This window comes from Yokenella regensburgei, from assembly GCF_051486985.1.
Taxonomy (GTDB): domain Bacteria; phylum Pseudomonadota; class Gammaproteobacteria; order Enterobacterales; family Enterobacteriaceae; genus CBFFRJ01.
This window is the reverse complement of sequence record NZ_JAHVDV010000011.1, coordinates 18,850-45,217: the sequence shown is the minus strand read 5'-3', so window position 1 is coordinate 45,217 and position 26,368 is coordinate 18,850. Positions and strand designations below refer to the sequence as shown.

At 52.9% G+C, this 26,368-nt stretch carries 26 protein-coding genes and 3 tRNA genes; 17 read left to right on the top strand and 12 right to left on the bottom strand.

Features of this window, described 5'->3' with window-relative positions; translation table 11 throughout:
• Window positions 1-42 precede the first annotated feature (42 nt).
• Together groL and KXR87_RS09985 are read left to right on the top strand one after the other, a co-directional pair.
• Window positions 43-1,689 carry a chaperonin GroEL gene (gene groL / locus KXR87_RS09990; protein ID WP_437432112.1) on the top strand — a complete coding sequence of 549 codons (1,647 nt, stop codon included), beginning with the start codon at window positions 43-45 and terminating at the stop codon, window positions 1,687-1,689.
• A 253-nt stretch (window positions 1,690-1,942) separates the two neighbouring features.
• Window positions 1,943-2,296, top strand: a complete 354-nt coding sequence (locus tag KXR87_RS09985) for a DUF4156 domain-containing protein (protein WP_437432111.1) — start codon at window positions 1,943-1,945, stop codon at window positions 2,294-2,296.
• Between the two features lie 50 nt (window positions 2,297-2,346).
• On the opposite strand, the gene yjeJ is transcribed toward KXR87_RS09985, so the two are convergent.
• Window positions 2,347-3,210 carry a YjeJ family protein gene (yjeJ, locus tag KXR87_RS09980; RefSeq protein WP_437432110.1) on the bottom strand — a complete coding sequence of 288 codons (864 nt, stop codon included), beginning with the start codon at window positions 3,208-3,210 and terminating at the stop codon, window positions 2,347-2,349.
• A 136-nt stretch (window positions 3,211-3,346) separates the two neighbouring features.
• Window positions 3,347-4,375, bottom strand: coding sequence for an EF-P beta-lysylation protein EpmB (gene epmB, locus KXR87_RS09975; RefSeq protein ID WP_437432109.1), 1,029 nt, complete (start codon window positions 4,373-4,375; stop codon window positions 3,347-3,349).
• A gap of 41 nt (window positions 4,376-4,416) precedes the next feature.
• On the opposite strand from epmB, the gene efp reads away from it, so the two are divergent.
• Complete coding sequence (gene efp, locus KXR87_RS09970; protein ID WP_437432108.1) at window positions 4,417-4,983, top strand: elongation factor P; 567 nt, start codon at window positions 4,417-4,419, stop codon at window positions 4,981-4,983.
• Window positions 4,984-5,175: 192 nt separating this feature from the next.
• Window positions 5,176-5,322, top strand: a complete 147-nt coding sequence (gene ecnB / locus KXR87_RS09965; protein WP_437432107.1) for a lipoprotein toxin entericidin B — start codon at window positions 5,176-5,178, stop codon at window positions 5,320-5,322.
• A gap of 41 nt (window positions 5,323-5,363) precedes the next feature.
• Here ecnB and KXR87_RS09960 read toward each other — a convergent pair whose 3' ends face one another.
• The gene (locus tag KXR87_RS09960; protein WP_437432106.1) at window positions 5,364-5,984 is read right to left on the bottom strand and encodes a helix-turn-helix transcriptional regulator; all 621 of its coding nucleotides are present in this window, start codon (window positions 5,982-5,984) and stop codon (window positions 5,364-5,366) included.
• A gap of 263 nt (window positions 5,985-6,247) precedes the next feature.
• Between KXR87_RS09960 and sugE the strand changes: the two genes are divergently transcribed.
• Window positions 6,248-6,565: a quaternary ammonium compound efflux SMR transporter SugE gene (gene sugE / locus KXR87_RS09955; protein ID WP_437432105.1), complete on the top strand. Its 318-nt coding sequence runs from the start codon at window positions 6,248-6,250 to the stop codon at window positions 6,563-6,565.
• Here the strand turns inward: sugE and KXR87_RS09950 are convergent.
• A complete protein-coding gene (locus KXR87_RS09950; protein ID WP_437432104.1) occupies window positions 6,562-7,092 on the bottom strand; it encodes a lipocalin family protein in 531 nt (176 codons plus the stop codon). The genes sugE and KXR87_RS09950 overlap by 4 nt on opposite strands.
• A gap of 39 nt (window positions 7,093-7,131) precedes the next feature.
• A complete protein-coding gene (locus KXR87_RS09945; protein WP_437432103.1) occupies window positions 7,132-8,355 on the bottom strand; it encodes an anaerobic sulfatase maturase in 1,224 nt (407 codons plus the stop codon).
• 156 nt (window positions 8,356-8,511) lie between these two features.
• Between KXR87_RS09945 and KXR87_RS09940 the strand changes: the two genes are divergently transcribed.
• The 6 genes from KXR87_RS09940 (at window position 8,512) to KXR87_RS09915 (ending at window position 14,270) form a co-directional block, all read left to right on the top strand.
• A complete protein-coding gene (locus KXR87_RS09940) occupies window positions 8,512-10,044 on the top strand; it encodes a PTS transporter subunit EIIC (RefSeq protein WP_437432102.1) in 1,533 nt (510 codons plus the stop codon).
• A gap of 14 nt (window positions 10,045-10,058) precedes the next feature.
• The gene (locus KXR87_RS09935; protein WP_437432101.1) at window positions 10,059-11,819 is read left to right on the top strand and encodes a sulfatase; all 1,761 of its coding nucleotides are present in this window, start codon (window positions 10,059-10,061) and stop codon (window positions 11,817-11,819) included.
• Between the two features lie 2 nt (window positions 11,820-11,821).
• The gene (locus KXR87_RS09930) at window positions 11,822-12,688 is read left to right on the top strand and encodes an aldose 1-epimerase family protein (RefSeq protein WP_437432100.1); all 867 of its coding nucleotides are present in this window, start codon (window positions 11,822-11,824) and stop codon (window positions 12,686-12,688) included.
• Window positions 12,689-12,767: 79 nt separating this feature from the next.
• Window positions 12,768-13,649: a MurR/RpiR family transcriptional regulator gene (locus KXR87_RS09925; RefSeq protein ID WP_437432099.1), complete on the top strand. Its 882-nt coding sequence runs from the start codon at window positions 12,768-12,770 to the stop codon at window positions 13,647-13,649.
• Window positions 13,633-14,019 (top strand): YidH family protein, encoded by a 387-nt coding sequence (locus tag KXR87_RS09920; protein WP_437432098.1) that lies wholly within the window; start codon window positions 13,633-13,635, stop codon window positions 14,017-14,019. Before KXR87_RS09925 ends, KXR87_RS09920 begins: the two co-directional genes overlap by 17 nt.
• Entirely contained in the window at window positions 14,016-14,270 is a 255-nt protein-coding gene (locus KXR87_RS09915; protein ID WP_437432097.1) for a DUF202 domain-containing protein, read from the top strand. The genes KXR87_RS09920 and KXR87_RS09915 overlap by 4 nt, the downstream gene beginning before the upstream one ends.
• Window positions 14,271-14,302: 32 nt before the next feature.
• Here KXR87_RS09915 and frdD read toward each other — a convergent pair whose 3' ends face one another.
• From frdD to frdA, 4 genes are read right to left on the bottom strand one after another with little or no spacing between them, the layout of a single operon-like run.
• The gene (gene frdD / locus KXR87_RS09910) at window positions 14,303-14,662 is read right to left on the bottom strand and encodes a fumarate reductase subunit FrdD (protein WP_437432096.1); all 360 of its coding nucleotides are present in this window, start codon (window positions 14,660-14,662) and stop codon (window positions 14,303-14,305) included.
• A gap of 10 nt (window positions 14,663-14,672) precedes the next feature.
• Window positions 14,673-15,065, bottom strand: a complete 393-nt coding sequence (frdC, locus tag KXR87_RS09905; protein ID WP_437432095.1) for a fumarate reductase subunit FrdC — start codon at window positions 15,063-15,065, stop codon at window positions 14,673-14,675.
• Between the two features lie 10 nt (window positions 15,066-15,075).
• Window positions 15,076-15,810, bottom strand: a complete 735-nt coding sequence (locus tag KXR87_RS09900) for a succinate dehydrogenase/fumarate reductase iron-sulfur subunit (RefSeq protein WP_437432094.1) — start codon at window positions 15,808-15,810, stop codon at window positions 15,076-15,078.
• The gene (gene frdA / locus KXR87_RS09895) at window positions 15,803-17,593 is read right to left on the bottom strand and encodes a fumarate reductase (quinol) flavoprotein subunit (RefSeq protein ID WP_437432093.1); all 1,791 of its coding nucleotides are present in this window, start codon (window positions 17,591-17,593) and stop codon (window positions 15,803-15,805) included. Before frdA ends, KXR87_RS09900 begins: the two co-directional genes overlap by 8 nt.
• Before the next feature lie 290 nt (window positions 17,594-17,883).
• Here frdA and epmA point away from each other — a divergent pair, with 290 nt between their 5' ends.
• Both epmA and KXR87_RS09885 read left to right on the top strand, forming a co-directional pair.
• The gene (gene epmA, locus KXR87_RS09890) at window positions 17,884-18,861 is read left to right on the top strand and encodes an elongation factor P--(R)-beta-lysine ligase (RefSeq protein ID WP_437432092.1); all 978 of its coding nucleotides are present in this window, start codon (window positions 17,884-17,886) and stop codon (window positions 18,859-18,861) included.
• Between the two features lie 318 nt (window positions 18,862-19,179).
• Window positions 19,180-19,449 carry a YjeO family protein gene (locus tag KXR87_RS09885; protein WP_437432175.1) on the top strand — a complete coding sequence of 90 codons (270 nt, stop codon included), beginning with the start codon at window positions 19,180-19,182 and terminating at the stop codon, window positions 19,447-19,449.
• Window positions 19,450-19,496: 47 nt separating this feature from the next.
• On the opposite strand, the gene mscM is transcribed toward KXR87_RS09885, so the two are convergent.
• The 3 genes from mscM to rsgA all read right to left on the bottom strand — a co-directional run bounded on the left by mscM (window position 19,497) and on the right by rsgA (window position 24,965).
• Window positions 19,497-22,829 carry a miniconductance mechanosensitive channel MscM gene (gene mscM / locus KXR87_RS09880; protein ID WP_437432091.1) on the bottom strand — a complete coding sequence of 1,111 codons (3,333 nt, stop codon included), beginning with the start codon at window positions 22,827-22,829 and terminating at the stop codon, window positions 19,497-19,499.
• Between the two features lie 16 nt (window positions 22,830-22,845).
• On the bottom strand, window positions 22,846-23,814 hold the full coding sequence (gene asd, locus KXR87_RS09875; RefSeq protein ID WP_437432090.1) for an archaetidylserine decarboxylase: 969 nt from the start codon (window positions 23,812-23,814) through the stop codon (window positions 22,846-22,848).
• 98 nt (window positions 23,815-23,912) lie between these two features.
• A complete protein-coding gene (gene rsgA / locus KXR87_RS09870; RefSeq protein WP_437432089.1) occupies window positions 23,913-24,965 on the bottom strand; it encodes a small ribosomal subunit biogenesis GTPase RsgA in 1,053 nt (350 codons plus the stop codon).
• 105 nt (window positions 24,966-25,070) lie between these two features.
• On the opposite strand from rsgA, the gene orn reads away from it, so the two are divergent.
• The 4 genes from orn (at window position 25,071) to KXR87_RS09850 (ending at window position 26,173) form a co-directional block, all read left to right on the top strand.
• A complete protein-coding gene (orn, locus tag KXR87_RS09865) occupies window positions 25,071-25,616 on the top strand; it encodes an oligoribonuclease (RefSeq protein ID WP_437432088.1) in 546 nt (181 codons plus the stop codon).
• Between the two features lie 221 nt (window positions 25,617-25,837).
• Window positions 25,838-25,913 (top strand) — tRNA-Gly (locus tag KXR87_RS09860).
• Between the two features lie 72 nt (window positions 25,914-25,985).
• Window positions 25,986-26,061: transfer RNA gene (locus KXR87_RS09855), tRNA-Gly, on the top strand.
• 36 nt (window positions 26,062-26,097) lie between these two features.
• Window positions 26,098-26,173 (top strand) — tRNA-Gly (locus tag KXR87_RS09850).
• Window positions 26,174-26,368: the final 195 nt, after the last annotated feature.

The following is a 26,368-nucleotide window of genomic DNA, read 5'->3' as shown; positions in this document are numbered from 1 at the left end:
CCGCGAACGACACTGAACATACGAATTTAAGGGAAAGAAAAAATGGCAGCTAAAGACGTAAAATTCGGTAACGACGCTCGTGTGAAAATGCTGCGCGGCGTAAACGTACTGGCAGACGCAGTGAAAGTGACCCTGGGCCCGAAAGGCCGTAACGTGGTTCTGGATAAATCTTTCGGTGCGCCGACTATCACTAAAGATGGTGTTTCCGTAGCACGTGAAATCGAACTGGAAGACAAGTTCGAAAACATGGGCGCGCAGATGGTGAAAGAAGTTGCCTCTAAAGCGAACGACGCTGCAGGCGACGGCACCACCACCGCAACCGTACTGGCACAGTCCATCATCACCGAAGGACTGAAAGCGGTCGCTGCTGGCATGAACCCGATGGATCTGAAACGTGGTATCGACAAAGCTGTCGCTGCTGCGGTTGAAGAGCTGAAAGCGCTGTCCGTACCGTGTTCTGACTCTAAAGCAATCGCTCAGGTTGGTACCATCTCCGCTAACTCCGACGAAACCGTAGGTAAACTGATCGCTGAAGCGATGGATAAAGTCGGTAAAGAAGGCGTGATCACCGTTGAAGACGGTACCGGTCTGCAGGACGAGCTGGACGTGGTTGAAGGTATGCAGTTCGACCGTGGCTACCTCTCCCCGTACTTCATCAACAAACCGGAAACCGGTGCTGTTGAACTGGAAAGCCCGTTCATTCTGCTGGCTGACAAAAAAATCTCCAACATTCGCGAAATGCTGCCGGTTCTGGAAGCCGTTGCGAAAGCAGGTAAACCTCTGCTGATCATCGCTGAAGACGTTGAAGGCGAAGCGCTGGCAACGCTGGTGGTTAACACCATGCGTGGCATCGTGAAAGTGGCTGCGGTTAAGGCACCTGGCTTCGGCGACCGTCGTAAAGCTATGCTGCAGGACATCGCAACGCTGACTGGCGGTACCGTTATCTCTGAAGAGATCGGTATGGAGCTGGAAAAAGCAACCCTGGAAGACCTGGGTCAGGCGAAACGCGTTGTTATCAACAAAGACACCACCACCATTATCGATGGCGTGGGTGACGAAGCAGCGATTCAGGGTCGTGTGACTCAGATTCGTCAGCAGATCGAAGAAGCGACGTCTGATTACGACCGTGAAAAACTGCAGGAGCGCGTAGCGAAACTGGCAGGCGGCGTTGCAGTAATCAAAGTTGGTGCTGCTACCGAAGTTGAAATGAAAGAGAAAAAGGCACGCGTTGAAGATGCTCTGCACGCTACCCGTGCTGCGGTTGAAGAAGGCGTGGTTGCAGGCGGCGGCGTGGCGCTGATTCGCGTTGCAAGCAAAATCGCTGAGCTGAAAGGCCAGAACGAAGACCAGAACGTGGGTATCAAAGTTGCGCTGCGCGCGATGGAATCCCCGCTGCGTCAAATCGTGCTGAACTGCGGTGAAGAGCCGTCTGTTGTCGCTAACACCGTGAAAGCGGGCGACGGTAACTACGGTTACAACGCAGCAACCGAAGAATACGGCAACATGATCGAGATGGGTATCCTGGACCCAACCAAAGTGACCCGTTCTGCGCTGCAGTACGCGGCCTCTGTGGCTGGCCTGATGATCACCACCGAGTGCATGGTAACCGACCTGCCGAAAGGTGATGCGCCTGACTTAGGTGCAGCTGGTGGTATGGGCGGCATGGGCGGTATGGGCGGTATGATGTAATTTAATCTTCATACTTCAGACCGCAGATGCGTTGGCTGCGCTCATTCACCCCAGTCACTTACTTGAGTAAGCGCCTGGGAATGAATGGACTTGCCGCCTGCCTGCAACCTGAATGATTCGATTAAATAAGTATCTCGCTAAAAATGAGAAACCCCCGGGCAGAAATGGCCGGGGGTTTTTCTTTTGGTCATCTTTTTAGTATAAGGTTTACACACGGACGACTGTGTCCAGCTCATTGAAAATGGGGAATAACATGCAGGTGAAATATTTAGCAGGGATCGTTGGCGCAGCCTTATTGCTGGCAGGTTGCAGTTCCGGCAATGAGCTCTCTTCAGGCGGGCAGAACGTGCGCTTTGTTGAAGATAAGCCTGCCGCCGAATGCCAGTATCTGGGTACCGCCACCGGTAAGCAAAGTAACTGGCTTTCCGGGCAGCATGGTGAAGAGGGCGGGTCAATGCGTGGTGCCGCGAACGCGCTGCGTAATCAGGCCGCGCAGATGGGCGGAAACGTAATATTTAGCGTCACCAGTCCGACACAAGGCTTCCTCTCCAGCTTCGTGCCGACCGCCAGTGAAATGAACGGTCAGGTTTACAAGTGCCCAAACTGATTTGAACTGCGGTGAGAACGCCCCTGAAAACGCTCAGGGGCGGATTGCCACTAACTCTGACTGGCTTTCTGTTTTATCTGCTGCTGCACGCTGTGCAGGCTGCGCATGCATTGCTCAAGCGTCAGGCGGTGGCGTTTATCGCTGCTTAACGTTTTAACGCTCACCTGGCAGGGTTTCCCCTTCAGTCTGTTCAAACGATGGCTGTAATCCAGTACGCGACGGGAAACAGAGGCCATCTCATCGTCTTGCGACAGGCTACGGGTTTTAATCACGGTTCCGCTGTACTGAATGTCTCCATTTGCATCAGTGTAATGATAAATAAGGGCGTGATGGTGGCTAAACAGGGCCTGCTTCCATTCCGCCTGAGTATAAGTATCGTAGGCAATATTACCGTCAGGTAAAAAGTCTGCGTCATATAATGGAAGAAAATCCAGAACAGATGAGAGGCTGATAGCAACCTCACGCATCTCCGCATTATTAATTGCATGAATAATTGCTGCGACGACGACCTCTATCTGATGCTCATTAATACTTAACTTCAGTTTTTTGCCGCAATGCAGCGTAAAATTAAAAATCAGTTCACTGGCTCCGTTTTCATCCAGTTCCACAAGATTAACGCGCTGACCAATATCCGCATTTTTTAGCTCATCTATTTCAACAGGCGGGATATGGGAATGCATTTTTTTTGATGCTGAATCAATAGCTTTTCGCTGTTGCTCCTTCGCCTTACCGGCAGATGCTGCCTGGCGTGACAGGCGATGCTCCAGCGCGAGTAACAGATCTTTCAACGCAACCAGTGGGAAAAATAATAGGGATTGTTTATTTTTAGGGTGCTTAATTTTTAAGGCTAAAGCCGCGAATTTATCATTGTGACGAATAACACCGGTATTAACACCCATAATTGTGTATACCATCTGGTTCTCCTTAACCATTCATCTATTTAATTTATGCGAAATCGCAGAGCGTCATAATAACAAAAAATAGAGCGCAGGGGTCCCCGGATGAAGCGTGAATTCACCCAGGGCGAGAGTGGAAATATAAAGTGTGGGGTTACGACTGGCGCAGCTGTAAATCCAGCGGCGTTTTACTTGGCTCACCGCCAATTTCACGGGCCAGTTTTGGCACCATATAACCGGACACCAGCGTGAGTAATTCGCGCATGATGGTACGTGCCTCATCGTCACTCACCATAAAATGCGCCGCGCCCTCTACTTTATCCAGCACATGCAGGTAGTAGGGCATTACGCCTGCATCGAACAACGCATTGCTTAAGTCAGCCAGGGTCTGCGCATTATCGTTCACGTCGCGCAGTAACACGCTCTGGTTAAGCAGTCTTACGCCAGCCTGACGCAGCTTTGTCATCGCGGCCCGGAAGTCCTCACCAATCTCCCTGGCGTGATTAATATGGTTAACCAGCAGGAGTTGCAAAGAAGAGCGGGCAAAACGTGCGGCCAGAGCGTCAGTTATACGTGCCGGGATCACAATGGGTAAACGGCTATGGATGCGCAGGCGCTTGATATGCGGAATACCTTCAAGCTGCTCAAGCAGCCAGTCCAGCTCGTGATCCTTCGCCATCAGCGGATCGCCACCGGAGAAAATGATCTCATCCAGTTCATCGTGCGCGGCAATATAGTCGAGGGCGACCTGCCAGTTACGTTTGTTGCCCTGGTTTTCCGCATACGGGAAATGGCGACGGAAGCAGTAGCGGCAGTTCACCGCGCAGCCGCCTTTCACCAGCAGCAGTGCACGGTTGCGGTATTTGTGCAGCAGACCGGGCACCGCATTATGCTGTTCCTCCAGCGGATCGGTGCTAAATCCGGGGGCGGCGAGAAACTCCTCCCTGGCGGTCAGAACCTGGCGTAACAGAGGGTCGTCAGGATCGCCTTTTTGCATACGTGCAACAAATGCCCGGGGAACGCGCAGCGCAAACAGGCGCTTTGCCTCGCGTCCGGCAAGGAGATTTTCGTCAGCGTCTATATTTAAAACACGCAGGAGTTCATCGGGATCGGTTATTACATCGGCAAGTTGTACTAACCAATCTTCTCTGGATGGGGTATTTAGGGTTACAATATGCGCCATTTTGTGGCTTAGCTACCAGTTAACAATTTTAGAGGGCCTTTATGGCGACTTACTATAGCAACGATTTTCGTGCCGGTCTTAAAATCATGATGGACGGCGAACCCTACGCGGTTGAAGCCAGTGAATTTGTTAAACCGGGTAAAGGTCAGGCTTTCGCACGCGTTAAGCTGCGTCGTCTGCTGACCGGCACTCGCGTTGAGAAAACCTTTAAATCAACGGACTCCGCTGAAGGCGCTGACGTTATCGATATGAACCTGACTTACCTGTACAACGACGGTGAGTTCTACCACTTCATGAATAACGAAACCTTCGAGCAGCTGGCTGCGGACGAAAAAGCAGTTGGCGACAACGCCAAATGGCTGCTGGATCAGGCGGAATGTATCGTTACTCTGTGGAACGGTCGTCCTATCGCTGTTCTGCCGCCGAACTTTGTTGAACTGGAAATCGTTGAGACCGATCCAGGTCTGAAAGGCGACACCGCAGGTACTGGCGGCAAACCTGCAACCCTGAGCACTGGCGCTGTGGTTAAAGTGCCGCTGTTCGTGCAGATTGGTGAAGTGATCAAAGTGGATACACGTTCTGGCGAATACGTTTCCCGCGTGAAATAATCCCCGATTATCTCTTACCCGTGGCGCAGCAGCCCTGTTGCGCCATCCTTCCGCCAGGCAACCCTCTTTCTCGTGCGGTCAGTTAAGGCTTCACATCGTCCTAAAAATCATCCTTCCTTCTGCATCCTGCGCAATCTTGTCTATGCTTAAGTAGCTATACACAAACAATATTGGCTATAAAAGGAAGATATTATGGTTAAGAAAACAATTGCTGCGATCTTTTCTGTGCTGGTGCTTTCTACTGTACTGACTGCCTGTAACACCACCCGTGGTGTCGGTGAAGATATCTCCGATGGCGGTAGTGCTATCTCTGGTGCAGCCACAAAAGCGCAGCAGTAATACCAGCCGGTACGGCTCACGCCGTACCGCTCATTTCAGCGTTACGGTAGTGAATCAACCCCGCCATGAACTTCTGGCAGTGACAGAAACGGCGTGAACCGATTTCCCATTCCCAGCTTCATTCTTATATTCCGCTTATAGGTGTACACCGTTTTACCATTGATACTGAGCTTGGTGGCGATCGACTGATTGCTTGTGCCTTCCATCCAGAGCGACAACACTTTCTCTTCCTGGCGCGTCAGCAGCGGGGTGGCAATATGCGGTGCCATTCGCACCGGGCGAGCAAGAACTGCCGCATCGATAGCGTATGCCAGCGTTTCCAGGGGCACGCTTTTTTGCAGACTCGCATGGAGAGCATACTGCGCACAATAGTCATCCAGCTGCGTATCTTTTCCCGACTCCAGTAGGATGAGACGGTTCTCTTCGCTGCACGCGGAGAACAAGGAGGAGAGTTGATGAATATGGTGCAGGTCGTTTCTGAAGCCAAACAGGTCGGCGATGATCAGGTCAGGCTGCCACTGCGCAATGTGCTCTTTTGCCAGCATCAGATTATTCAGTGCCGTCACAAGAAATGAGGCGGGAAAAAGATCGGTTTGATTGAGCCAGGCTTCCAGCCCCGTCCGGGTGAAATAACAACGGTCAATCAGAAGGATTTTGAACATATTTTTCTTCGCAGTAGAATGGTGGCGCACGGCTTCCTTTTCCCGGATAGCACATCATCATAGGGGGTAGCGAAGGTGAATAAATGCCTGAACTGCGCAGCTATCTGGGGCTATTTCTTGCTTTAAGTCACTTAAATTGATGCAATTGCAAAAAAATTGCATCAGGGCGGTTACTGCGCCAGACTTTATTTTCTACCACCAGCCTGTCGGGACGACCCGGCAGCGCCAATCTCAACGGGGACGGCCCCACACTGGAGCCAACAATGTCCTGGATAATTCTATTGATTGCAGGCCTTCTGGAAGTGGTTTGGGCCATTGGTCTGAAATACACGCACGGATTTACCCGCCTGATTCCCAGCCTGATTACCGTTTCGGCGATGATAGCAAGCGTTGTGCTGTTGTCATGGGCAATGAAGAGTCTGCCGGTCGGTACGGCTTACGCCATCTGGACCGGCATTGGGGCCGTGGGTGCGGCGATAACGGGCATGATATTGCTCGGCGAGTCAGCCAGCCCCGCCCGATTGCTCAGCCTGGGGCTGATTGTTGCAGGTATCATCGGGCTTAAACTCAGCACCCACTAATAGGTCTGGTTTATCCACATCAGTTTTTCAACGGCAAAACCTTCGCGGGCGGCGATATCAACCATCTGTTTTTTCACCTTATCCGGCAGGGTCGGGGTGCGGGAGAGGATCCACAGATAGTCGCGATCCGGCCCGCACACCAACGCGTGCTGGTAATCCTTATCCAGCGCAATGATGTTATAGCCGCCATAGAATGGCCCAAAGAACGACACTTTTAACGCCGCACGGCGGCTGTCACCGGTGAAATAGGCTTTACCAATCGACTGCTGCCACTTTCCTCTTTCCCGATTGTATCCCCGGTTAATGACCTGAATACCACCATCGTCCATAGTGCTGTAAGTGGCGGTCACCTTTTCCAGCCCGCGTTCGAAGCGGTGGTCGAAGCGGGCGATTTCGTACCAGCGACCGAGATAACGCTGGGCGTCAAAATTCTCAACAACGGTTACGCCAGAAGGCGGGGTGGGCGTACTACAGGCCACAAGCAAAAACGCAGCGGCAGCTGTTGCAATGACAGGCAGCAAACGCATGATGTTTTCCTTTCAGGTTTTTATGCTAAGTGTAGAACCTTAGGGAGAAATTGCCTGCGCAGCGATCTGTGACGCCACCTGCATTACCGCAGCGGGAGGCTGTTGCTGACGTATCTGCTGCGCCATGAATCGCATCCACGGATCCATATGGCTGAACATGGCTTTGTACCCGGCACAAAGGTGGTTGTGCCAGCGATCGCCCATTTTGTGAATGCGATGTTTTGGGCAGCCGCCGTGGCAGGCGAAGCGCCACTCACACTGCTGACACAATGACGAAACCTGTCCCTTCTCCAGTCCGAATTTACGTTGCTGTTTACCGTTAGCCATCTGTGCCAGTGAATCACGACGCACATTGCCCAGTTTATGGGTGGCGTACACGTAATGATCGCAGCTGTATACATCGCCGTTTTGTTCGACCACCAGCCCAAAACCGCACCGTGACTGCATGACGCAGAGCGAGGGCGTCTCCCCAAGCCAGGCGGCCAGGGCACTGTCAAACAGCTGGACATAAACCCGGCCAACATCATGGCGAACCCAGTAATCAAAAACAGTGATAATAAACTGCCCCCACTGCTCGCCTGAAACTGACCAGTCCGTCACCTGGCGCTGGCTAAGTGACTGAGGGTAGAGCAGCTCACCATATTTTTCATGCACCGGCCGTTGCTCAACGGCAGGGATGAATTGTACAAAATCGGCACCGAGCTCCTGGGTAATAAAGCGGTATATCTCAAGCGGGTGCTGTGCTGTTTGATCATTAATAACCGTAAGCACATTGACCTCAACGCCGTGTTGTTTAAGCAACGTCATGGCGTTCAGCACCTGACTAAAAACGGAGCGACCACTCTGGGTTTTACGGTAGGTGTCATGCAACCAGGCAGGGCCATCGATGGATAGCCCGACAAGAAAATGGTGTTTTGCCAGAAAACGCGCCCAGGTCTCGTCAATTAAAACGCCATTTGTCTGGATGCTGTTACGGATAGTTTTGCCCGCTGCGTAACGGGCCTGGAAGGCGAGCGCTTTCTCAAAAAACGCCAGTCCCGCCATCGTAGGCTCGCCCCCTTGCCAGGTGAACTCCACTTCGGGCGCGGGATTCGCCTCAATGTACTGCTGAACGTAGCGTTCAAGGGTAACGTCATCCATATGACGCTGTACCTTTTTAGGCTTTAGCGTGTCCTGTTCTTTTTCAAGGTAGAAGCAGTATTCGCACGTCAGATTACACTGGTAACTGACCGGTTTTGCCATCAAATGAAAAGCGCGATTCATGTCATTCTCCCGATCGGTTAGCACGACTAAAAGTGATATGAGTCACTGTTTCGTCGCTTGCCGTTGACATTATGTAGAATGCAAGGAAATAATAATTTCATTAAAACACAACAAGCGTGAAATTTAAAATTCAAACGTCAACATCAGGGAATCCTTATGAGCAAATTCTTTGCAGGCGCACAGAATCTGGGTAAGTCGTTCATGTTGCCCATCGCGGTGCTTCCGGCGGCGGGGCTGTTACTGGGTATCGGCGGCGTTTTCTCAAATCCGGTCACTATTTCCACCTATCCGCTACTGGATAACCATATCCTGCAGGCCATTTTTACCCTTATGAAACTCTGCGGAAGCGTAGTGTTTGATAACTTGTCCCTGCTGTTTGCCGTGGGGATTGCCGTCGGTCTTGCGCGAAGCGATAAAGGCACCGCCGGGCTTGCATCCGTTCTCTGTTTCGTGGTGATGAACAAAGCGATTAACGCCATGCTGATGCTGACCGGAAAGCTGGCGGTGGATAATCTGGCGGCGGTCGGACAAGCGAACGTGCTGGGAATTGTTACGCTGCAAACCGGGGTGATGGGCGGCATCATCAGCGGCCTGCTGACGGCCTGGGCGCACAATCGCTATAACAAAACGGAGCTGCCAAATCTGCTGGCCTTCTTCAGCGGCTCGCGCTTTGTGCCTATCATGACCTCTTTCTTCGCCATTTTTCTTGGCGTCGCGCTCTTTTGGGTGTGGCCGCCCATTCAGGCCGGGATTACCCACCTCGGCGGGTTAGTTGAGAAAACCGGTTATGTTGGTACGCTTTTCTACGGCATGATCCTTAAGTGCCTGATTCCTCTTGGCTTACACCATCTTTTCTATCTGCCATTCTGGTTAACCAGCGTGGGCGGTGAGATGACCGTCAATGGTCACGTGGTTCAGGGAACGCAAAAAATCTTTTTTGCCCAGTTAGCTGACCCGAGCGTGCAGCAATATTACATTGGCGTTTCGCGTTTTATGGCCGGCCGTTTCGCAGACTTTATGTTTGGCTTACCGGGCGCAGCGCTGGCTATTTATCACACCTCCAAACCTGAAAATCGCAAAAAAGTGGCGAGTCTGATGCTCTCGGCAGCCCTGACGGCGTTCGTCACCGGTATTACCGAGCCACTGGAGTTTGCGTTCATGTTCTGTGCTCCGCTGCTGTATGGCGTGCACATCATCCTCACGGGCGTGGCCTTCATGTTTACGCACATCCTTGAGATCACCGTCGGACAGACGTTCTCAGGTGGCCTGATTGATTTCCTGTTGTTTGGTGTACTGCAAGGCAATGCGAAAACCAACTGGATGCTGATGCTGCCGCTGGGGGCCGTGATGTTCTGCCTCTATTACTTCTCCTTCCGTTTCCTCATCCAGTGGCGTCAGTTGAAAACCCCTGGTCGTGAAGAAGAGACGCAGGAGTCAGTTACCGTCAGCGGCAGTGCACGACCGGCGCAAATCGTGGATGCGCTGGGCGGAAAAGAAAATATCGTCGATGTTGACTGCTGCGCAACACGCCTGCGAATCACGGTGAAAGATCCGGCGCAGGTGCAACTGGATAACTTTAAAGCGCTGGGGAGCAAAGGCGCATTTATACGTGGACAAGGAGTCCAGGTGGTGTACGGCCCGCACGTCACCATTATTAAGAATGAAGTTGAAGAATTTATTGGCGCCTGACCAGGGACCTTATTATGAAAGCTGTAATGCTGATGTTTGACACACTGACGCGCAATCACCTTGCGCCTTATGGTGGCGATGCGATTACGCCGAACTTTACCCGGTTAGCACAGGAGTCTGTGCAATTTAATAACTTTTTCGTGGGCAGCATGCCGTGCATGCCTGCCCGCCGGGAACTGCATACCGGACGCTACAATTTCTTGCATCGCAGTTGGGGTCCGCTCGAACCTTTTGATTTTTCTACCATGCAGGCTTTGCATAAGCAGGGTGTGCACACCCATATGGTGACTGACCACAAGCACTACTGGCGGGACGGCGGCGCGACCTACCATACCCGGTACTCCACGTTCGACTTTATTCGTGGTCAGGAAGGGGATTGCTGGAAAGGGCAGGTCGAGAAACCGCTGATTCGCTGGCAGGGCATGGAGGATGAAGAAACCCGCCGCCGTCGTGCCGGGCGCATGACCCAGGATCTGATTAACCGGGCGGCAATGCCGACGCAGGAAGACCATTTTACTCACCGAACCATTGCGTCTGGTCTGGAGTTTATGGAGACCAACCAGCATCAGGATAACTGGTTCTTACAGATAGAGTGTTTCGACCCACATGAACCTTTCTTTGTGCCAGAGAAATACCTGGCCCAGTATGGATGCACTTCCGATGACTTCGACGGCTGGGTGCCCTATTACTGTGGTAGCCCCGGCGGAGAGAATAATGATAAAGCGAGGAAGTTTTATCAGGCGCTGATCACCATGTGCGACGACTATCTCGGTCAGGTCATGGATAAGATGAAGGCGCTCGACCTGTGGGAAGATACCCTTTTCATCGTCTGTACCGACCACGGATTCTTGCTGGGCGAGCATCAGTGGTGGGGTAAAAACATCATGCCGGTGTATAACGAGATCGCCAGAACGCCATTCTTCATCCGCGATCCGCGCTGTAAAAAGCAGGGAGAGCAACGTGAAGCCCTGGCGCAAACTATAGATATTCCTGCGACGTTGCTGGACTACTTTAATGTTGAGCGGCCGGATTCCATGACCGGGCGGCCTCTGCTTCCTGCCGTTATTGATGATACGCCGGTACGCGACTATGGCCTGTTTGGTTATTTCGGCGGCCATATAAACATTACCGATGGCGAATCCGTCTATATGCGCTGTCCGCGTGAAAAGGGCAAAGCAAACCTCTTTGAATACACCCTGATGCCCACGCGTATTGATAGCCCCTTTAGCGTCAGCGAGTTAAAAGATATTCGCATCCACCCAGGGTTTGACTTCACGCAGGGGGCCCAGGTCATGCAGATCCCTGCCAGCTTCGGCTATCTGAATCCGTGGCGTTTTGGCGACAAACTCTATGATATTAAGAATGACCCTTTACAGGCGCAGCCACTGAACGATCCGCAAAAGTCATTCGAGATGGCGCAGGCCATGTTGCCCCTTCTTAAGGCTCACGATGCGCCGGCAGAATTACTGGTGCGTTTTGAACTGGACGAGCTTTCACCCGAGCGCGAACAGGCGTTCAGTGAGCGCTGGAGCCAGGACGATGCGCTGGCAGACACGCCGTGGCACTGTGCCGACCGGGGTGTCTATGAAGCCCTGATGTTTGTCAGCAAAGCCGCAGAAAAACAAGGGGTAACCCTTGAGATGCTTCTCGAAGCGTGCCCGGTAGAGCAGGGCATTCACGGGGACGATGTCCTGCGGCTGGTCGAACGTCATTTTACTGGTGACCAGCAACTGGCCCTCTCTTATCAGGTTCGATTACTGCTCAGGGTGGAGTAACAATGGCGTGCTGGACGCTGGAAAATGACGCCTGGCGGATACGCGTGGCGGCCCGGGGCGCGGAACTGTGTGAATGGTGGGATAAAACGCATCAGCGTTCTCCGCTCTGGCAACCCGATCCCAGGGTGTGGAACAACAGCGCCACGCAGCTCTTTCCGGTCGTTGGACGGTTACGCCATAACGGTTTGTGGCATCAGGACGCGTTCTGGCCGCTGCCTGCGCATGGTTTTTTACGGCATCAGCCGTTCAGCCTTGAGCACATTGGCCCGGACACGCTGCAACTTAAGTGTGACGCGAATGATGAGACGCGGAAAATGTGGCCGTTTGACTGGACGCTCCGGGTTGGCTGGACGCTCACGCCTCAAGGAATAACGGTCAACTGGAGCATCGAGAACCATGACGCCCGGGCCTTTCCTTTTGCGCTGGGCTGGCACCCGGGTTTTGCGCTTACGGTGGCAACGCAAGCCGGGTGGCAGATCAGGTTTTCATCACCGGTCGGCGGCCCTTATCCTACGCAGGACAGAACGTTATCTATTCCTGACGAGTCGCCCTGTACTTCCGCCTTTTCGCTCGGCCCTGACACCTTTCAACAGGGTGCCGTCTATTTTGCAATGCAGGAGGCAAAGGATATCAGCGTTGTCTCTCCTGATGGGGTGGTCGCGCTACGAATGAACGCACCCGAAGCGCGCTGGCTGGCACTTTGGGGGGTGCCGGGTGCGGACTTATTGTGTATCGAACCGCTGACGGGCACAACGGACGACCCGACCTTCGATGGCAATGTTATCCACAAACGTGGAATGCGCTGGTTAGCGCCAGGTGAACGTTACCGGCAGAGTGTCGGCGTTATCCTTGCGCAAGACGTGGCATGAATTGATGGCTAAAATACCCGGCAATAATCTGTTGCATAACGCGTTGTCCATGAAAAGGGATGAGCCGGGAGAGTCATGCATGAGTGTTAATAAAGAAAAGGTGCGCGTTTACATCGCCAATATCCTGGTGGGACTGGCGGAGACAGACCACAAAATTGCAGAGTTCATATTGCGTAACCCGGCGCGGGTCGTTCAGTTACCGGTGAAGAAAATTGCCCTCGAGATAGGCGTTAGCGAAGCCACTATTGTCCGGTTTTGTAAGAAGATTGGCTATGGGGGTCTCCTGAGTCTGAAGGCGGAGCTTAAACGTGAACTGCTGGAAGAGAGTGACCTGACGTTGCCCTCATCCCCGGACATCTTTATGAACGACACCCGCAATGATGTTGCACATAAAATTGCGCTCACGCTTGAGACTACGGTGAAAGAGACCATCGATCTGCTCGACATGAAAAAAGTGAAATCCATTGTCGAGCGGTTTATTCAGGCACCAAGGGTGATGTTCGTTGGTTTCGGCGCGTCTGGTCTCGCGGCGATGGAGGCGCGAGACAAGATGAACCGTATTGGTATTGAATCCGAAGCCTTTACTGACCGCTTCACCATGACCTTAAAACTGGCAAACCTGAAAAGTAACGATCTGGTGGTGGCATTCTCCCACTCCGGTGAAACGCCCGAGGTGGTTAATGCTTTTCGTCTTGCCCAAAAAGCCGATGCCGGGCGGCTGGCCATTACGCATAACCCGCACTCACCGTTAACCGAGATGGCCGATATTTTTCTGTTGACCTGTGGTGCCGCCGGGCCTTTTCAGGGTGACTCTATCGCCACCCGTGTATCACAACTATTTATGATTGAATTTCTCTGCACCGAGATAACCCGGCATAACTTTAAAGAGAGTGCTTCGCCGGGGCTCTCTATCAAAGAGATACTGATTAAGGAACGCATCAAACGTGAGTCAGCAGGGTAACACTTCCCCTCGTTTGCGAGAAAAATGGTGGCTGGCGGGTAAAAAGCCAGATTACCGCTTTACGCTTGCCAACGAACGTACTTTTCTCGCCTGGATCCGTACCGCGCTGGCGTTGCTGGCGGGGGCGGTGGGCATCGATCAGTTTTCTCCACAGTTAAGCTCCCCGACACTGCGCCTCGCGCTTGCGCTGCTGCTGGTGTTCTCCGGTACGGTACTGGCCATCGTTGCCTGGTATCGCTGGCGTGAAAATGAATATGCCATGCGGCTGGAGAGAGAGCTTCCTTACACCCGTTTCTTATTGCTGATTGCCGGTGGCGTGGTGCTGATTGCTCTCTTACTGGCGTGGTTGCTCTGGCAGGGCCAGCCGTGACGGTACGCGACCCGGGATTGCAGCCTGAGCGTACCCGGCTGGCGTGGAGGCGCACAGCGTTTTCGGCTCTGCTGGTCGGTTGCTTGTGTCTGAGAGGTTGGGTGACGCAGGCAAATTACCTCTATGGCGCGGCGTTCTGCCTGATGCTGCTGGCAATCATCGCGATTGTTTTACAACGAAAACGAGCGGTTGTGCTCTCGCTGGTGTTAGCTGGCATCGGGCTTGCCATCCATTTTACCCGTCTGATCTGAACACCCGCCAGCCTGAGCCAGCGGGTCTTTGCTTAAAGAAAAATCACACCGATCAGCGTTACCACGCTCAGAATGGCGGCAAGGCCGTAAAAGACCCATTTCCCGTTAGGCACATGCACTTTGATGTCATGCATGGCGTGGTGCAGGCGATGAAGCCCGCACCAGAGCGGCAGGACGATCATCAGGAACAGAAAAGCACGACCAATAAAACTCTGGGCAAAAGCGAGAACACGTTCATAGCCAAGCGCCTCGCCAGGGTAGAGTCCCAGCGGCAATAGCACCCCGACCAGCAACACTATCACCGGGGCCACGATCGCTCCCCACATGCCGCCTGCACCAAATAATCCCCAGAAGACGGGTTCGTCAGAGCGTTTTGGGTTTGGATTAATCATCGGGGCCTCCTTACCAGAAAAGTGCGACGAAAAGGATGACCAGCGTCGCCAGTCCGGTCACGACCCAAAGTCCGAGAATGATCGGTTCGGGCCTGAGTTTTTCATCTTTAATGATGACGTTTGCGGCCTTGGGTGCCAGCTCAAACCAGGTTTTGGTATGCAGCAGCGCAGCGGCCAGGGTTATCAGATTCAGAATGACCACAATGGGGTTTTGCAAAAAACTGACGAAACCCATCCAGGATTCCGGCCCATGTTTTAGCGAAAACAGCCCGTATATCAGGATAATACTGAACCAGACGGTGGGGACCGCCGTACCTTCACGCAGCATATAGAAGCGATAAAACGGCAGTGACTTCCACCAGGTCGACGGCACAGGCCGGACATAGGGTTTGCGTTGAGTCATAGTGCGCTCCTTAGCGTGGTTTCAGGGTTGCGATAAGAAAGTCTTTCGAGCTTTCTACTTTGCCCTGCTGAATAGCGGCCGCCGGATCAACGTGTTTCGGACACACTTCCGAGCAGTAGCCAACAAAGGTGCAGCTCCAGACGCCATTAGGGCTGTTTAACTGTGCCATACGCTGCTGCTTGCCTTTATCGCGGCTGTCCAGGTTATACCGGTGCGCAAGCGTAATAGCGGCGGGGCCAATGAATTCAGGATTAAGGCCGAACTGCGGGCAGGCGGCATAGCACAGGCCGCAGTTAATACACCCCGAGAACTGATGGTACTTCGCCATTTGCGCCGGCGTCTGTTTGTTGGGACCCTGATCGGGCGTGCGCGGGTTGCCAATGATGTATGGCTTGATGGCTTCCAGGCTTTCGATAAAGTGGGTCATGTCGACCACCAGATCGCGTTCAATAGGGAAATTGGCCAGCGCTTCAACCTTCAGACCTTTCGTGTATTCACGTAAAAACGTCTTACAGGCAAGCTTAGGCACCTTGTTGACCATCATGCCGCAGGAGCCGCAAATCGCCATGCGACAGGACCAGCGGTAGCTGAGGTCGGGCGCCAGGTTATCTTTGATGTACCCGAGCGCATCCAGCAGCGACGTTTGCTCATCGTAGGGAACATCATAAAAAGCACTGTGCGGCGCAACATCGACTTCCGGGTTGTATCGCACCACCTCTATTTTCAGCATCTTCATTTCAGCCATGGGTCGATTCCTTCTTCTCGGTGGCTTCCGCTTCTGCACCATAAACGCGTTTTGCAGGAGGCAACGTCGTTATCTTCACGTCGCTATAATCAAGGCGCGTTGAGCCATCTGCATCGCGGTAGGCCAGCGTGTGTTTCAGGAAGTTCACGTCATCACGTTCGGTGCAGCCTTCATCCAGACGCTGATGGGCACCACGGGACTCTTTACGCGCCAGCGCGGAGTGCGCCATACATTCGGCAACGTTCAGCCCGTGACCTAATTCGATGGTGTAGAGAATGTCGGTGTTGAAAACACTTGAGGTATCCGTGATACGCACGCGCTTAAAGCGCTCCTGCAGCTCTGCGAGCTTATCAACGGTTTTCTGCATCAGCGCTGGTGTGCGATAAATCCCGCAGCCTTCTTCCATCGACTCACCCATCTCGTCACGGATTTTCGCCCAGTTTTCAGTGCCCTCCTGGTTCACCAGCGTTTTCAGGCGTTGCTCAACGTCGGCAGCTTGTGCGTTAAGTGCGGCATCGCTGGCAGCAGAAGCAGAAGCGGCACGGGCCACAGCCTGTTCACCGGCCAGGCGACCAAATACGACGAGCTCGGCCAGTGAGTTGGAACCGAGGCGGTTTGCGCCGTGTAGCCCAACGGAGGAGCACTCACCCACGGCAAACAGCCCCTGGATCTGGGTTTCACACTGCGGGTTGGTTTCGATGCCGCCCATGGTGTAATGCGCGGTCGGGCGAACCGGAATCGGCTCTTTTACCGGGTCGACGCCGACATAAGCTTTTGCCAGTTCGCAGATAAAGGGTAAGCGTTCGAGCAGCTTTTTCTCGCCAAGATGGCGAAGATCAAGATGCACGACATCGCCGCGCGGGGTAGAGATAGTGTTGCCTTTACGCCACTCATGCCAGAATGCCTGCGACACTTTATCGCGCGGGCCAAGCTCCATATATTTGTTTTTTGGCTCGCCCAGCGGTGTCTCTGGACCCATGCCGTAATCCTGCAGATAACGGTAGCCATTTTTATTCACCAGAATCCCGCCTTCGCCACGACAACCTTCTGTCATCAAAATGCCGGAGCCGGGCAGCCCGGTTGGGTGGTATTGCACAAACTCCATATCCCGTAGCGGAACGCCGTGCGCCAGCGCCATCCCCATGCCGTCGCCGGTCACAATGCCGCCGTTGGTATTAAAACGGTAGACGCGCCCCGCGCCCCCGGTGGCCAGAATGACGGCATTCGCGCGGATCTGCACCAGCGTGCCCTCCATCATGTTCATGGCGACGAGGCCGCGTGCCTGACCGTCATCGACGAGAAGATCAAGGACAAAATGTTCGTCGAAACGCTGAATTTGCGGGAACTGTAAAGAGGTCTGGAAGAGGGTGTGCAGCATGTGGAAGCCGGTCTTATCGGCGGCAAACCAGGTACGTTCAATTTTCATGCCCCCAAAGCGGCGCACGTTGACGGAGCCATCTGCGCGACGACTCCAGGGGCATCCCCACTGCTCCAGTTGGGTCATCTCCGTAGGGCACTGATGCACGAAATAGTCGACAACATCCTGTTCGCACAGCCAGTCGCCACCAGCGACCGTGTCGTGAAAATGATACTCAAAGCTATCATGATCCTGGGCGACGGCGGCGGAGCCACCCTCCGCGGCCACGGTGTGGCTTCGCATAGGATAAACTTTAGAAATGAGGGCGATTTTGGCATCAGGATTCGCTTGGGCTGCGGCGATAGCAGCGCGTAATCCCGCGCCACCAGCACCTATTACAGCGAGATCGGCGTGAAAGGTATGCACGACATTCCTCCAGGTTTTGTTATTTCGTCCTGCGACAGGGGTCGAAGACGAACGTGTTCACTGCTCCTTTTTGTGCTGGCAGTATAACCGTAGGGGAAACAGGGAAATTTGATGTGTTCGATTTTTTTGCTGTTCACCGTTGTTATTAATCACTCAGGTTGATAAATGTCAGCTTGAAAGCGTGATCCGGCCTCTGTTTTCCTCCTTCAGTAAATGTATTGCGCAAAATTTGTCTCTCTCAGCCGATGCGGGTAGACTTCGTGCCCTTATCAGAATTTGGAGAAAGTACCATGAGCGAGACGGCAACCTGGCAGCCGAGCGCATCCATTCCTAACTTATTGAAACGCGCGGCTATCATGGCGGAAGTTCGACGCTTCTTCGCCGATCGCGGCGTACTGGAAGTGGAAACGCCATGTATGAGCCAGGCCACGGTTACGGATATTCATCTGTTTCCGTTCGAGACTCGCTTTATAGGACCCGGCCACTCTCAGGGGATGAATCTCTACCTGATGACCAGCCCGGAATACCATATGAAACGCCTGCTGGCCGCAGGATGTGGCCCGGTGTTTCAGCTGTGCCGTAGTTTCCGTAACGAAGAGATGGGACGTCATCACAACCCGGAATTCACCATGCTTGAGTGGTATCGACCCCATTACGACATGTACCGTCTGATGAACGAGGTGGATGACCTTTTGCAGCAGGTACTGGAGTGCCCCGCTGCAGAGTCACTCTCTTACCAGCAGGCCTTCCAGCGTCACCTGGAGATCGATCCGCTTTCAGCCGATAAGACCGCGTTACGTGAAGTGGCTGCAAAACTCGATCTGAGTAATATTGCCGACACTGAAGAAGACCGCGATACATTATTGCAACTGCTCTTTACCATGGGTGTTGAACCGCATATTGGCAAAGATCGCCCAACGTTTGTCTACCACTTCCCGGCGAGCCAGGCCGCGCTGGCGCAAATCAGCACCGAAGATCACCGTGTGGCAGAGCGCTTTGAGGTCTACTTCAAAGGCATTGAGCTGGCGAATGGTTTCCATGAGCTAACGGATGCCCGTGAGCAACAGCAGCGTTTTGATCAGGACAACCGTAAACGTGCCGCCCGCGGTTTACCGCAGCAGCCGGTGGATATGAATCTGCTGGCGGCCCTCAAAGCGGGAATGCCGGACTCTTCCGGCGTGGCGCTGGGTATAGACCGGTTAGTGATGCTGGCGCTGGGGGCTGAAAGCCTGGCAGAGGTAATGGCCTTTACCGTCGACCGCGCTTGATTTAGTAAGCTCTTATATGAGCGGAAAATATATCCATACCATTTATAGATTAGCTATAACTACTAAATGGTATGGAGAATGAGGTTTCCTGTCTTTTTATTTTTGCCGTAGCTGTTACGCTTTAAATCACCACGGGTTAAAAAGAAGTGCAGTAAATATAATTAACTGTATTCATAAACCCGCAGGCTTGTTATCTCACGAATAGCATGTATGTGGATGCCAGATTATCGAAGAGAAAGCGACTATAATAAAAATTCTGGGGAATCAGTAATGACATGGAAAGTGTTCACACCAGGCTTTTTATAGCTTTTAGCTTCCCTGCTCTGGATTGTAATCTGTTCTGTTCAAGATAAAGAGTGGTGGACAGGTATTGGGGAAGTCCATAACATTTGCGATCTTATGAGATCTATTGTGAAGGATGATATTCGCGATGTTGGGCTCGTCTCTTCATTACCTGTATTCTTTCCGGCAAGTTATGCCATTCTCATAAAAAGAAAACGGTATTGGTTTATTTACCTGGTGACTTTTCTTATTAGTGGATACTGGTTGTGGCAATTTTTCATCCGCTACCCGCTTTGTCTGTGGTAATTAACATTGTAAAAAATACCGGCCAGATGATGACCGGTATCTGTGATTTATAAACTCCCTGCCGGGCGTTTATTGTTACCCGCTGACGTTAAGGTACGTGCTGTTTTCTGCCCGTCCAGACTTTCCAGACGCATCTGGAAGGGAGGGAATGGCAGCTCAATCCCATGTTCACGGAAGCCCGCCAGGATCAGCTGATGAATTTCATGGCGCAGCGGCATACGATGTCCCATTTCTGCGGCATAAATACGCAGTTCAAACAGCTGAATGCCCTGCTGGAGATCCACGAGGAAAACTTCTGGCGCCGGGTTATCAATCACCAGCGAGCAGCGCTCTGCTGCCGTGTGCAGGATCTGCGTTACCTCTTCACTATTGGCATCTCCCGGGGCCGGTACCGTCAGCACCACGCGTGTCACCGAATCTGACAGTGACCAGTTGATAAACTGCTCAGTAATAAACGCCTTGTTTGGCACGATGATCTCTTTTCGATCCCAGTCGCTGATGGTTGTCGCACGGGTATTGATTCTGGTGATGCTGCCTGTCAGATCGCGGATTGTCACGGTATCGCCAATACGAATCGGCTTCTCAAACAGAATGATCAGGCCTGAAATAAAGTTGGCGAAAATCTCCTGTAAACCAAAACCTAAACCAACGCCGAGCGCGGCTACCAGCCACTGGAGTTTCGACCATTCGATGCCAATCATGGAGAAACCCACCAGCCCACCAAACAGCATCAGCAGATACTTGGTAATGGTGGTAATGGCGTAACCCGTGCCGGGCGTTAAATCCAGGTGCTGTAAGAGAGCCAGCTCCAGCAGGGCAGGGAAATTTCGCACCAGTTGCGTGGTAATGATAAAGACCAGAATGGCGATCAACACAGCACCAAGGGTAATCGGCTCAAGGCTCTCGACACCCTGTACGGTTGAGGTGACATCCCAGAGTGAGATATTTTCAAGGAAACCAAAGGCAGAGTGGATTTCGGACCACAGCACGATGACCGAAAGCAGCGCAATCAGCATCAGAATCGAACGCACCAGGCGCAACGACTGCACGCTGATGGCATCCAGATCGAGCTCTTTTTCATCAATCTCGACAACACCTTCAATACTGGTTGCGTGTGCGGCGTCATCTTCGCCTTTCGCGCGCTGGGCCAGAATTTCAGCGCGACGGTGCCGGGCGCGATCGAAGGCGAGGCGGCGGCGCTGTATCAGCATCCAGCGACGTATAACGTGATAGACCACCAGCAACAGGAACCAGATGGCAACGGAGGTTTCAAGTCGCGCCAGCAGCGCCTGCGACGTGGCCAGATAACCGACCGCCGCGGCCAGGATGGCGAGTAACGGAGCACTCAGTAACAGGTTCCACAACATGCTGTTTGCCATGTTATTACCGCTGCCGGTCTTGTCGACATAGAGCGGAATGCCTGCGCGCTTGAAGCTCAGGGTCACCACGGTTAAGGCACCGCAGATTAAAATAAAGCACAGACGCCCCAGCGACCCGGAAAACTCCCGATCATTAAGATTATCAAACATGATCAGGGCCATGATCAGCGGCACAATTAAGCTGATGCTCATCAGGTAATAACGCATACCGCGTGCTACCCGGTTCCGCGGCCAGCCAAAATGCGCCACAAACAGGCCCGTCGGACGGGCAAACGTGGCGCAAATCATCACCACCCACAACAGCGGCACGGTGGCGGTCACGCCATCACCAATGGCCACCGCCAGCGGATAAGGCCAGGCTTCGCGCAGCCCATAACCGAGCGTTGCCCAAAGCACCGGCAGCGGCAGTGCGACGAGAATTGACCAGAACACCGTTCGCAACGTGAGCCAGAAATGGTCCTGAGTGACCTTGCCGACTTTCGCGCTGGAACGCTCAAGGAAGCGGGTGAAATGTTTACGCGAATAAAGGCTAAACCCAACCAGCACCAGCGCGCCAAAGAGGGGGAATAACGTCTCTTTACTGGTTACCATCATCAGCCCGGCTTTACCCAGTTGACTGAAGGTGTCAAGGGAGATGAGGCGCTGAAGATCCTGGACGATTTCGAGTGGCCAGGCGAAGGTCATAGGGCTGACGTCTGCCGTCCAGAAGAGATAGCGGTGTGTGGCTTCGTTCATTTCCCGGAGCGCATCTTCAAGCTGGCTGTTTGACACTTTCAGTTTGGTCAGCTCAAGGATCAGCGTATCGCCGCCCTGCAACAACGAAGAGAGCAGCTCGCGCTGGGTGCGCAACTGCGCTTCCAGGATACGGTTCTGCTCGCTGGTCAGGGGCTTACCGTCCGCCTGACGAATTTGCCGTAACTGCGGCTGCTTGTTTACCAGATCTTCATACCGCATGCGATGGACGCGCAATTGGGCCATCTCGGTATCCAACTGCTGCGGTTTTGGCATCTCTGGCAGCCGGGCAACCTGTGCACGCAACGCTTCGCCGAGCATATTTGATGCGCCCAGCCACTGCGACTGTTCGCGCAGTGTGTTGAGCGCCTGGCGAACCTGTAACGTCTGATTCGTGGCCTGGCGCTGCTGGGAGGCGACCAGATCCATACGCTGCGCCTGTTGATTCAGCGCCTGCGACAGCTCACGGTTTACCTTGAACTGATCCACAATCCCCGGCGGCAGGTTGTCACTGTTTTCCGCTAAAAGCTCGGTGCTTTCCAGCGCCTGCTCCGCCTCACGCTGACGTTGACTGTTTAATTGGTTTCTTAAGGTTTGCAGATAGGTATCAAGCTGCTGGGCCTGTTTTTGCGCCAGTTCGGAGCGCATGCGGGCCAGCTCCTGACGGTTATTTGCCGACAGCTGTGCCAGTTCAAGCTCATCGACAAGCGCGCGGAGCCTGGCGGATTCAGCCTGAGCACTGAAATTTTGCGCCTGAGCCAGCGGCGTGGCCGCGCTTTGAGCGCCGATACGTCGTTCGACCTCATTGACCTGGCGACGGGCATCCGTTTGCTGTTGTGGTAGCTGGCTCAGAGAGTCGTTGATTTCACGGGCACGTTCCTGCTCTTGCTGTGCCTGGCGGGTTTTATCCAGTAACTGGCTGCTGACCTGCAAAATCTCCTGATTAAGGGCGTCAGTGCTGAGATTGGCGGGCACAGATTTGGGCTCGTCGCGCAGGTTATCCAGCTGCGCGCGCAGCGTGCGTGACAGTTTGGGGAAATTATCAATAACATCTTGATACTGCGAGGCGCGTTCAAGAGAACCTTTGCGTTCCTCAAGGGCGTTGAGCGCCCCCTGGAGCAGCTCTACTGTTTCGGTCTGTTCCGGTGTGGCTTTCGCCGCTTTGGCTTGCTCCAGCTCCTGGGAGATTTGTTTGGCATCAGGGGCGGTCGCCGCACTCGCCCCCAGGCTGAGGCACCAGGCCATCAGAAAAATGATAATCAGGCGCACAACAGCTTACCTTTCGTTAAACTTCGTCTTTTTTATCGTCAACCAGTGGGCTGGCTTCATGTTCTGCCGCGATCTCTTCTGCGGGCAGTGGGGTCGGTTCAATGTCAGGGGTGACCAGCGTTTCTGTTGAAGCCGCCAGCGGTTCACCGATTTTGGTCACCGACAGGTTTTGCAGATGCGCTACCAGTTCAACCTTACCAGGCGCAAACAGGTTAATAACGGTAGAACCCAGTTTAAAACGGCCCATTTCCTGACCTTTAAGCAAAGCAACCGCACCGTCGCTCTCCCCGGCAGGCCAGGTCCAGCGTTTAATAATGCCTTCACGCGGTGGGGTGATGGTGCCCGCCCAGACGGTTTCAATGCTACCAACGATAGTGGCACCCACCAGGATTTGCGCCATTGGGCCAAACTCGGTATCGAACAGGCAAATGACGCGCTCATTACGCGCAAAAAGGTTCGGGACGTTTTGCGCGGTCAGGTGATTCACAGAGAAGAGGTCGCCTGGCACGTAGATCATTTCGCGCAGAATACCGTTACAGGGCATATGCACACGGTGATAATCCCGCGGAGAGAGATAGGTGGTAACAAAAGAACCGTTACGGAAAAGATCCGCCATCAGGTAGTTGCCGGCCAGCAAGGCTTCGAGGCTGTAATGGTGTCCTTTGGCTTGCAGAAGTTTGTCATTCTCGATGGAGCCCAACTGACTTATCACGCCATCTGCAGGCATCACCAGCACGTTGAGATCGGTATTTAACGGGCGAACCTCATCACGCAGCGGGCGGACAAAGAAGTCATTAAAGGTGCGGTAGCTCGCGGTATCCGGCTTTTGCGCCTCGTTCATATCGACCTTGTAATATTTCACAAACAGATCGATAACCAGTTTAGTCAGCCAGCCTGCTCGTTTGCTTGCGCCCCAACCCGCCAGGCGAGTGAGCCACAGTTTAGGCAGAATATATTGAAGCGAAAGTTTAAATGAGTTTAACAAAGTAGCCTCCAGGCCATTGTTTTTTGTCGTTCCTGAACCGGGAGCATTCACCGGATCTATAGAAAAGGGGACGATTCTAGCGACGCTTAGGGTAGTTGTCAGTCTTCGGATTCAGAAAAGTTTTTACGCGTTTTTACCTGCGCCATACTTTCTAAAATACGGTGATAGTTTTCAAACCTTGTCTCAGCAATATCGCCCTTATCGACCGCTTCACGGATGGCGCAGCCAGGGTCGGTGTCATGCTTACAATCGCGATATTTGCAATGGCCGAGATAGTCATGGAATTCGACAAAACCATTAAAGATTTGTTCCGGTTCAAGGTGCCAGAGGCCAAACTCGCGCACCCCTGGAGAGTCAATCACATCACCGCCATGTGGGAAATGATAAAGACGTGAGGCGGTAGTCGTGTGCTGACCCAGACCGGAGTTATCGGAAACCTCGTTGGTGAGGATCTCATTTTGCAAGCCAAGCAGATTATTCAGCAGGCTGGATTTACCGACGCCGGACTGGCCAGCAAAAATGCTGATTCGGTCTGTTAACGCCTCTTCAAGCGGTGTCAGGCCATCTTTTTTATGGCTGGAAACCATCAGTACGCGATAGCCGATATGCCGGTAGATATCCATCTGTTCATTCACAAAATCCATGCCTTCCTGATCCAGCAGGTCGATTTTGTTCAAAACAATCAGGGGTTCAATCTCTAAGGTTTCGCAAGCGACAAGGTAGCGGTCGATGATATTCAGCGACAGCTCTGGCAGGATGGCGGAGACAATCACAATCTGATTGATGTTAGCGGCGATCGGCTTCACGCCATCATAAAAGTCCGGGCGATTCAGAACGGAAGTCCGTTCGTGCACAGCTTCTACAATGCCTTTTACCGTTACGCCTTCCGCGGCTTCTTTACCGGGGCGCCAGACCACGCGGTCGCCGGTCACCAGTGAACGAATCGTGCGGCGAATGTTGCAGCGGTGTACGCCGCCTTCGGCTGACTCTACATCGGCATGCATGCCAAAGCGGCTAATGACAATGCCTTCAGCCGTTTCGCCAAAGAGATTGTCATCAAAGTCTTTTTTCTCCGCCGACGTTTTTAATCTACGCTCATGGTTTGCATTAACGCGGCGCTGTTGGCCTTTGGAGAGTTTATTTTTACTCAATCGAGCTGGCTCCTGGTCGCCCTGTCAGGGCAAAACCTCTATGATACACGCTATTTTAGATGAATATAGTCACGCTGGTATGACGCGAGAAGGGTGGAAAATAGCATGAGTGCAAATGAAAACAACCTCATTTGGATCGATCTGGAGATGACCGGGCTTGATCCCGAGCGCGATCGCATTATTGAGATCGCCACACTGGTGACCGATGCGAATCTTAATATCCTGGCGGAAGGGCCGACCATAGCGGTTCATCAGTCTGACGAACAGCTGGCACTGATGGATGACTGGAACGTGCGCACTCACACCGGCAGTGGCCTTGTCGAGCGCGTCAAAGCCAGCCATCAGGACGACCGGGCTGCTGAACTGGCCACTATCGAATTTTTACGACAGTGGGTGCCGGCAGGAAAATCGCCCATTTGCGGAAACAGTATCGGTCAGGACCGGCGTTTTCTGTTCAAGTACATGCCGGAACTCGAAGCGTACTTCCATTATCGTTATCTCGATGTCAGTACGCTTAAAGAGCTGGCGCGTCGCTGGAAGCCGGAAATTCTCGATGGGTTCAAAAAGCAGGGCACCCATCAGGCCCTGGACGATATTCGCGAGTCGGTAGCCGAACTCTCCTATTATCGTGAGCACTTTATTCAGCTCTGACGCTGTCGCCGGGGGCGTGGAGGACCGCTATTTTCAGGTATTCCGGATAAAAACTCCCGCTTTCGGCGTAAAAACAGGCAATGTGACGAATAATCGAACACTTGAATCAAAATTCAAAAAAAACGGTTTCAGGGGGCTTGCAGGAGAAAGGAATTCTCGTATAATGCGCCTCCCGTGAAGACACAGAAATGTGAAAGCACGACAGCAAGAAAATGATGTTTGCGGGAATAGCTCAGTTGGTAGAGCACGACCTTGCCAAGGTCGGGGTCGCGAGTTCGAGTCTCGTTTCCCGCTCCAAAATTTGAATGCACCATCCTGATCAAAGATTCAAATCGCTGCCAGGCGCGGCAAATTGAATACCGAGATTATGCGGGAATAGCTCAGTTGGTAGAGCACGACCTTGCCAAGGTCGGGGTCGCGAGTTCGAGTCTCGTTTCCCGCTCCAAAATTTGAAAAGTATCGCAAGATACGCACCACCCAAGCGGGAATAGCTCAGTTGGTAGAGCACGACCTTGCCAAGGTCGGGGTCGCGAGTTCGAGTCTCGTTTCCCGCTCCAAAATTTACTTACCTCTAAAAGTATCCACAGCGAAACAGCAGGCTGGGGACGATTCTTTTCATGTTGAAAAAGTATTGTGAACAGACTTATCCACAGGTTCTGCCAGCGCAAGAAAAAATAAAATTACTTCGCCTGATTAATAGTATCTTTTTAACTTTTTGAATTTCATAGAAAAAATAACATTTCAAATTGTTA

What these genes read in the sequence shown, in the direction of transcription:
- groL (WP_437432112.1), top strand. Translation starts at nt 43, where the DNA reads ATGGCAGCTAAAGACGTAAAATTCGGTAACGACGCTCGTGTGAAAATG.
- KXR87_RS09985 (WP_437432111.1), top strand. Translation starts at nt 1,943, where the DNA reads ATGCAGGTGAAATATTTAGCAGGGATCGTTGGCGCAGCCTTATTGCTG.
- yjeJ (WP_437432110.1), bottom strand. Translation starts at nt 3,210, where the DNA reads ATGGTATACACAATTATGGGTGTTAATACCGGTGTTATTCGTCACAAT.
- epmB (WP_437432109.1), bottom strand. Translation starts at nt 4,375, where the DNA reads ATGGCGCATATTGTAACCCTAAATACCCCATCCAGAGAAGATTGGTTA.
- efp (WP_437432108.1), top strand. Translation starts at nt 4,417, where the DNA reads ATGGCGACTTACTATAGCAACGATTTTCGTGCCGGTCTTAAAATCATG.
- ecnB (WP_437432107.1), top strand. Translation starts at nt 5,176, where the DNA reads ATGGTTAAGAAAACAATTGCTGCGATCTTTTCTGTGCTGGTGCTTTCT.
- KXR87_RS09960 (WP_437432106.1), bottom strand. Translation starts at nt 5,984, where the DNA reads ATGTTCAAAATCCTTCTGATTGACCGTTGTTATTTCACCCGGACGGGG.
- sugE (WP_437432105.1), top strand. Translation starts at nt 6,248, where the DNA reads ATGTCCTGGATAATTCTATTGATTGCAGGCCTTCTGGAAGTGGTTTGG.
- KXR87_RS09950 (WP_437432104.1), bottom strand. Translation starts at nt 7,092, where the DNA reads ATGCGTTTGCTGCCTGTCATTGCAACAGCTGCCGCTGCGTTTTTGCTT.
- KXR87_RS09945 (WP_437432103.1), bottom strand. Translation starts at nt 8,355, where the DNA reads ATGAATCGCGCTTTTCATTTGATGGCAAAACCGGTCAGTTACCAGTGT.
- KXR87_RS09940 (WP_437432102.1), top strand. Translation starts at nt 8,512, where the DNA reads ATGAGCAAATTCTTTGCAGGCGCACAGAATCTGGGTAAGTCGTTCATG.
- KXR87_RS09935 (WP_437432101.1), top strand. Translation starts at nt 10,059, where the DNA reads ATGAAAGCTGTAATGCTGATGTTTGACACACTGACGCGCAATCACCTT.
- KXR87_RS09930 (WP_437432100.1), top strand. Translation starts at nt 11,822, where the DNA reads ATGGCGTGCTGGACGCTGGAAAATGACGCCTGGCGGATACGCGTGGCG.
- KXR87_RS09925 (WP_437432099.1), top strand. Translation starts at nt 12,768, where the DNA reads ATGAGTGTTAATAAAGAAAAGGTGCGCGTTTACATCGCCAATATCCTG.
- frdD (WP_437432096.1), bottom strand. Translation starts at nt 14,662, where the DNA reads ATGATTAATCCAAACCCAAAACGCTCTGACGAACCCGTCTTCTGGGGA.
- frdC (WP_437432095.1), bottom strand. Translation starts at nt 15,065, where the DNA reads ATGACTCAACGCAAACCCTATGTCCGGCCTGTGCCGTCGACCTGGTGG.
- KXR87_RS09900 (WP_437432094.1), bottom strand. Translation starts at nt 15,810, where the DNA reads ATGGCTGAAATGAAGATGCTGAAAATAGAGGTGGTGCGATACAACCCG.
- epmA (WP_437432092.1), top strand. Translation starts at nt 17,884, where the DNA reads ATGAGCGAGACGGCAACCTGGCAGCCGAGCGCATCCATTCCTAACTTA.
- orn (WP_437432088.1), top strand. Translation starts at nt 25,071, where the DNA reads ATGAGTGCAAATGAAAACAACCTCATTTGGATCGATCTGGAGATGACC.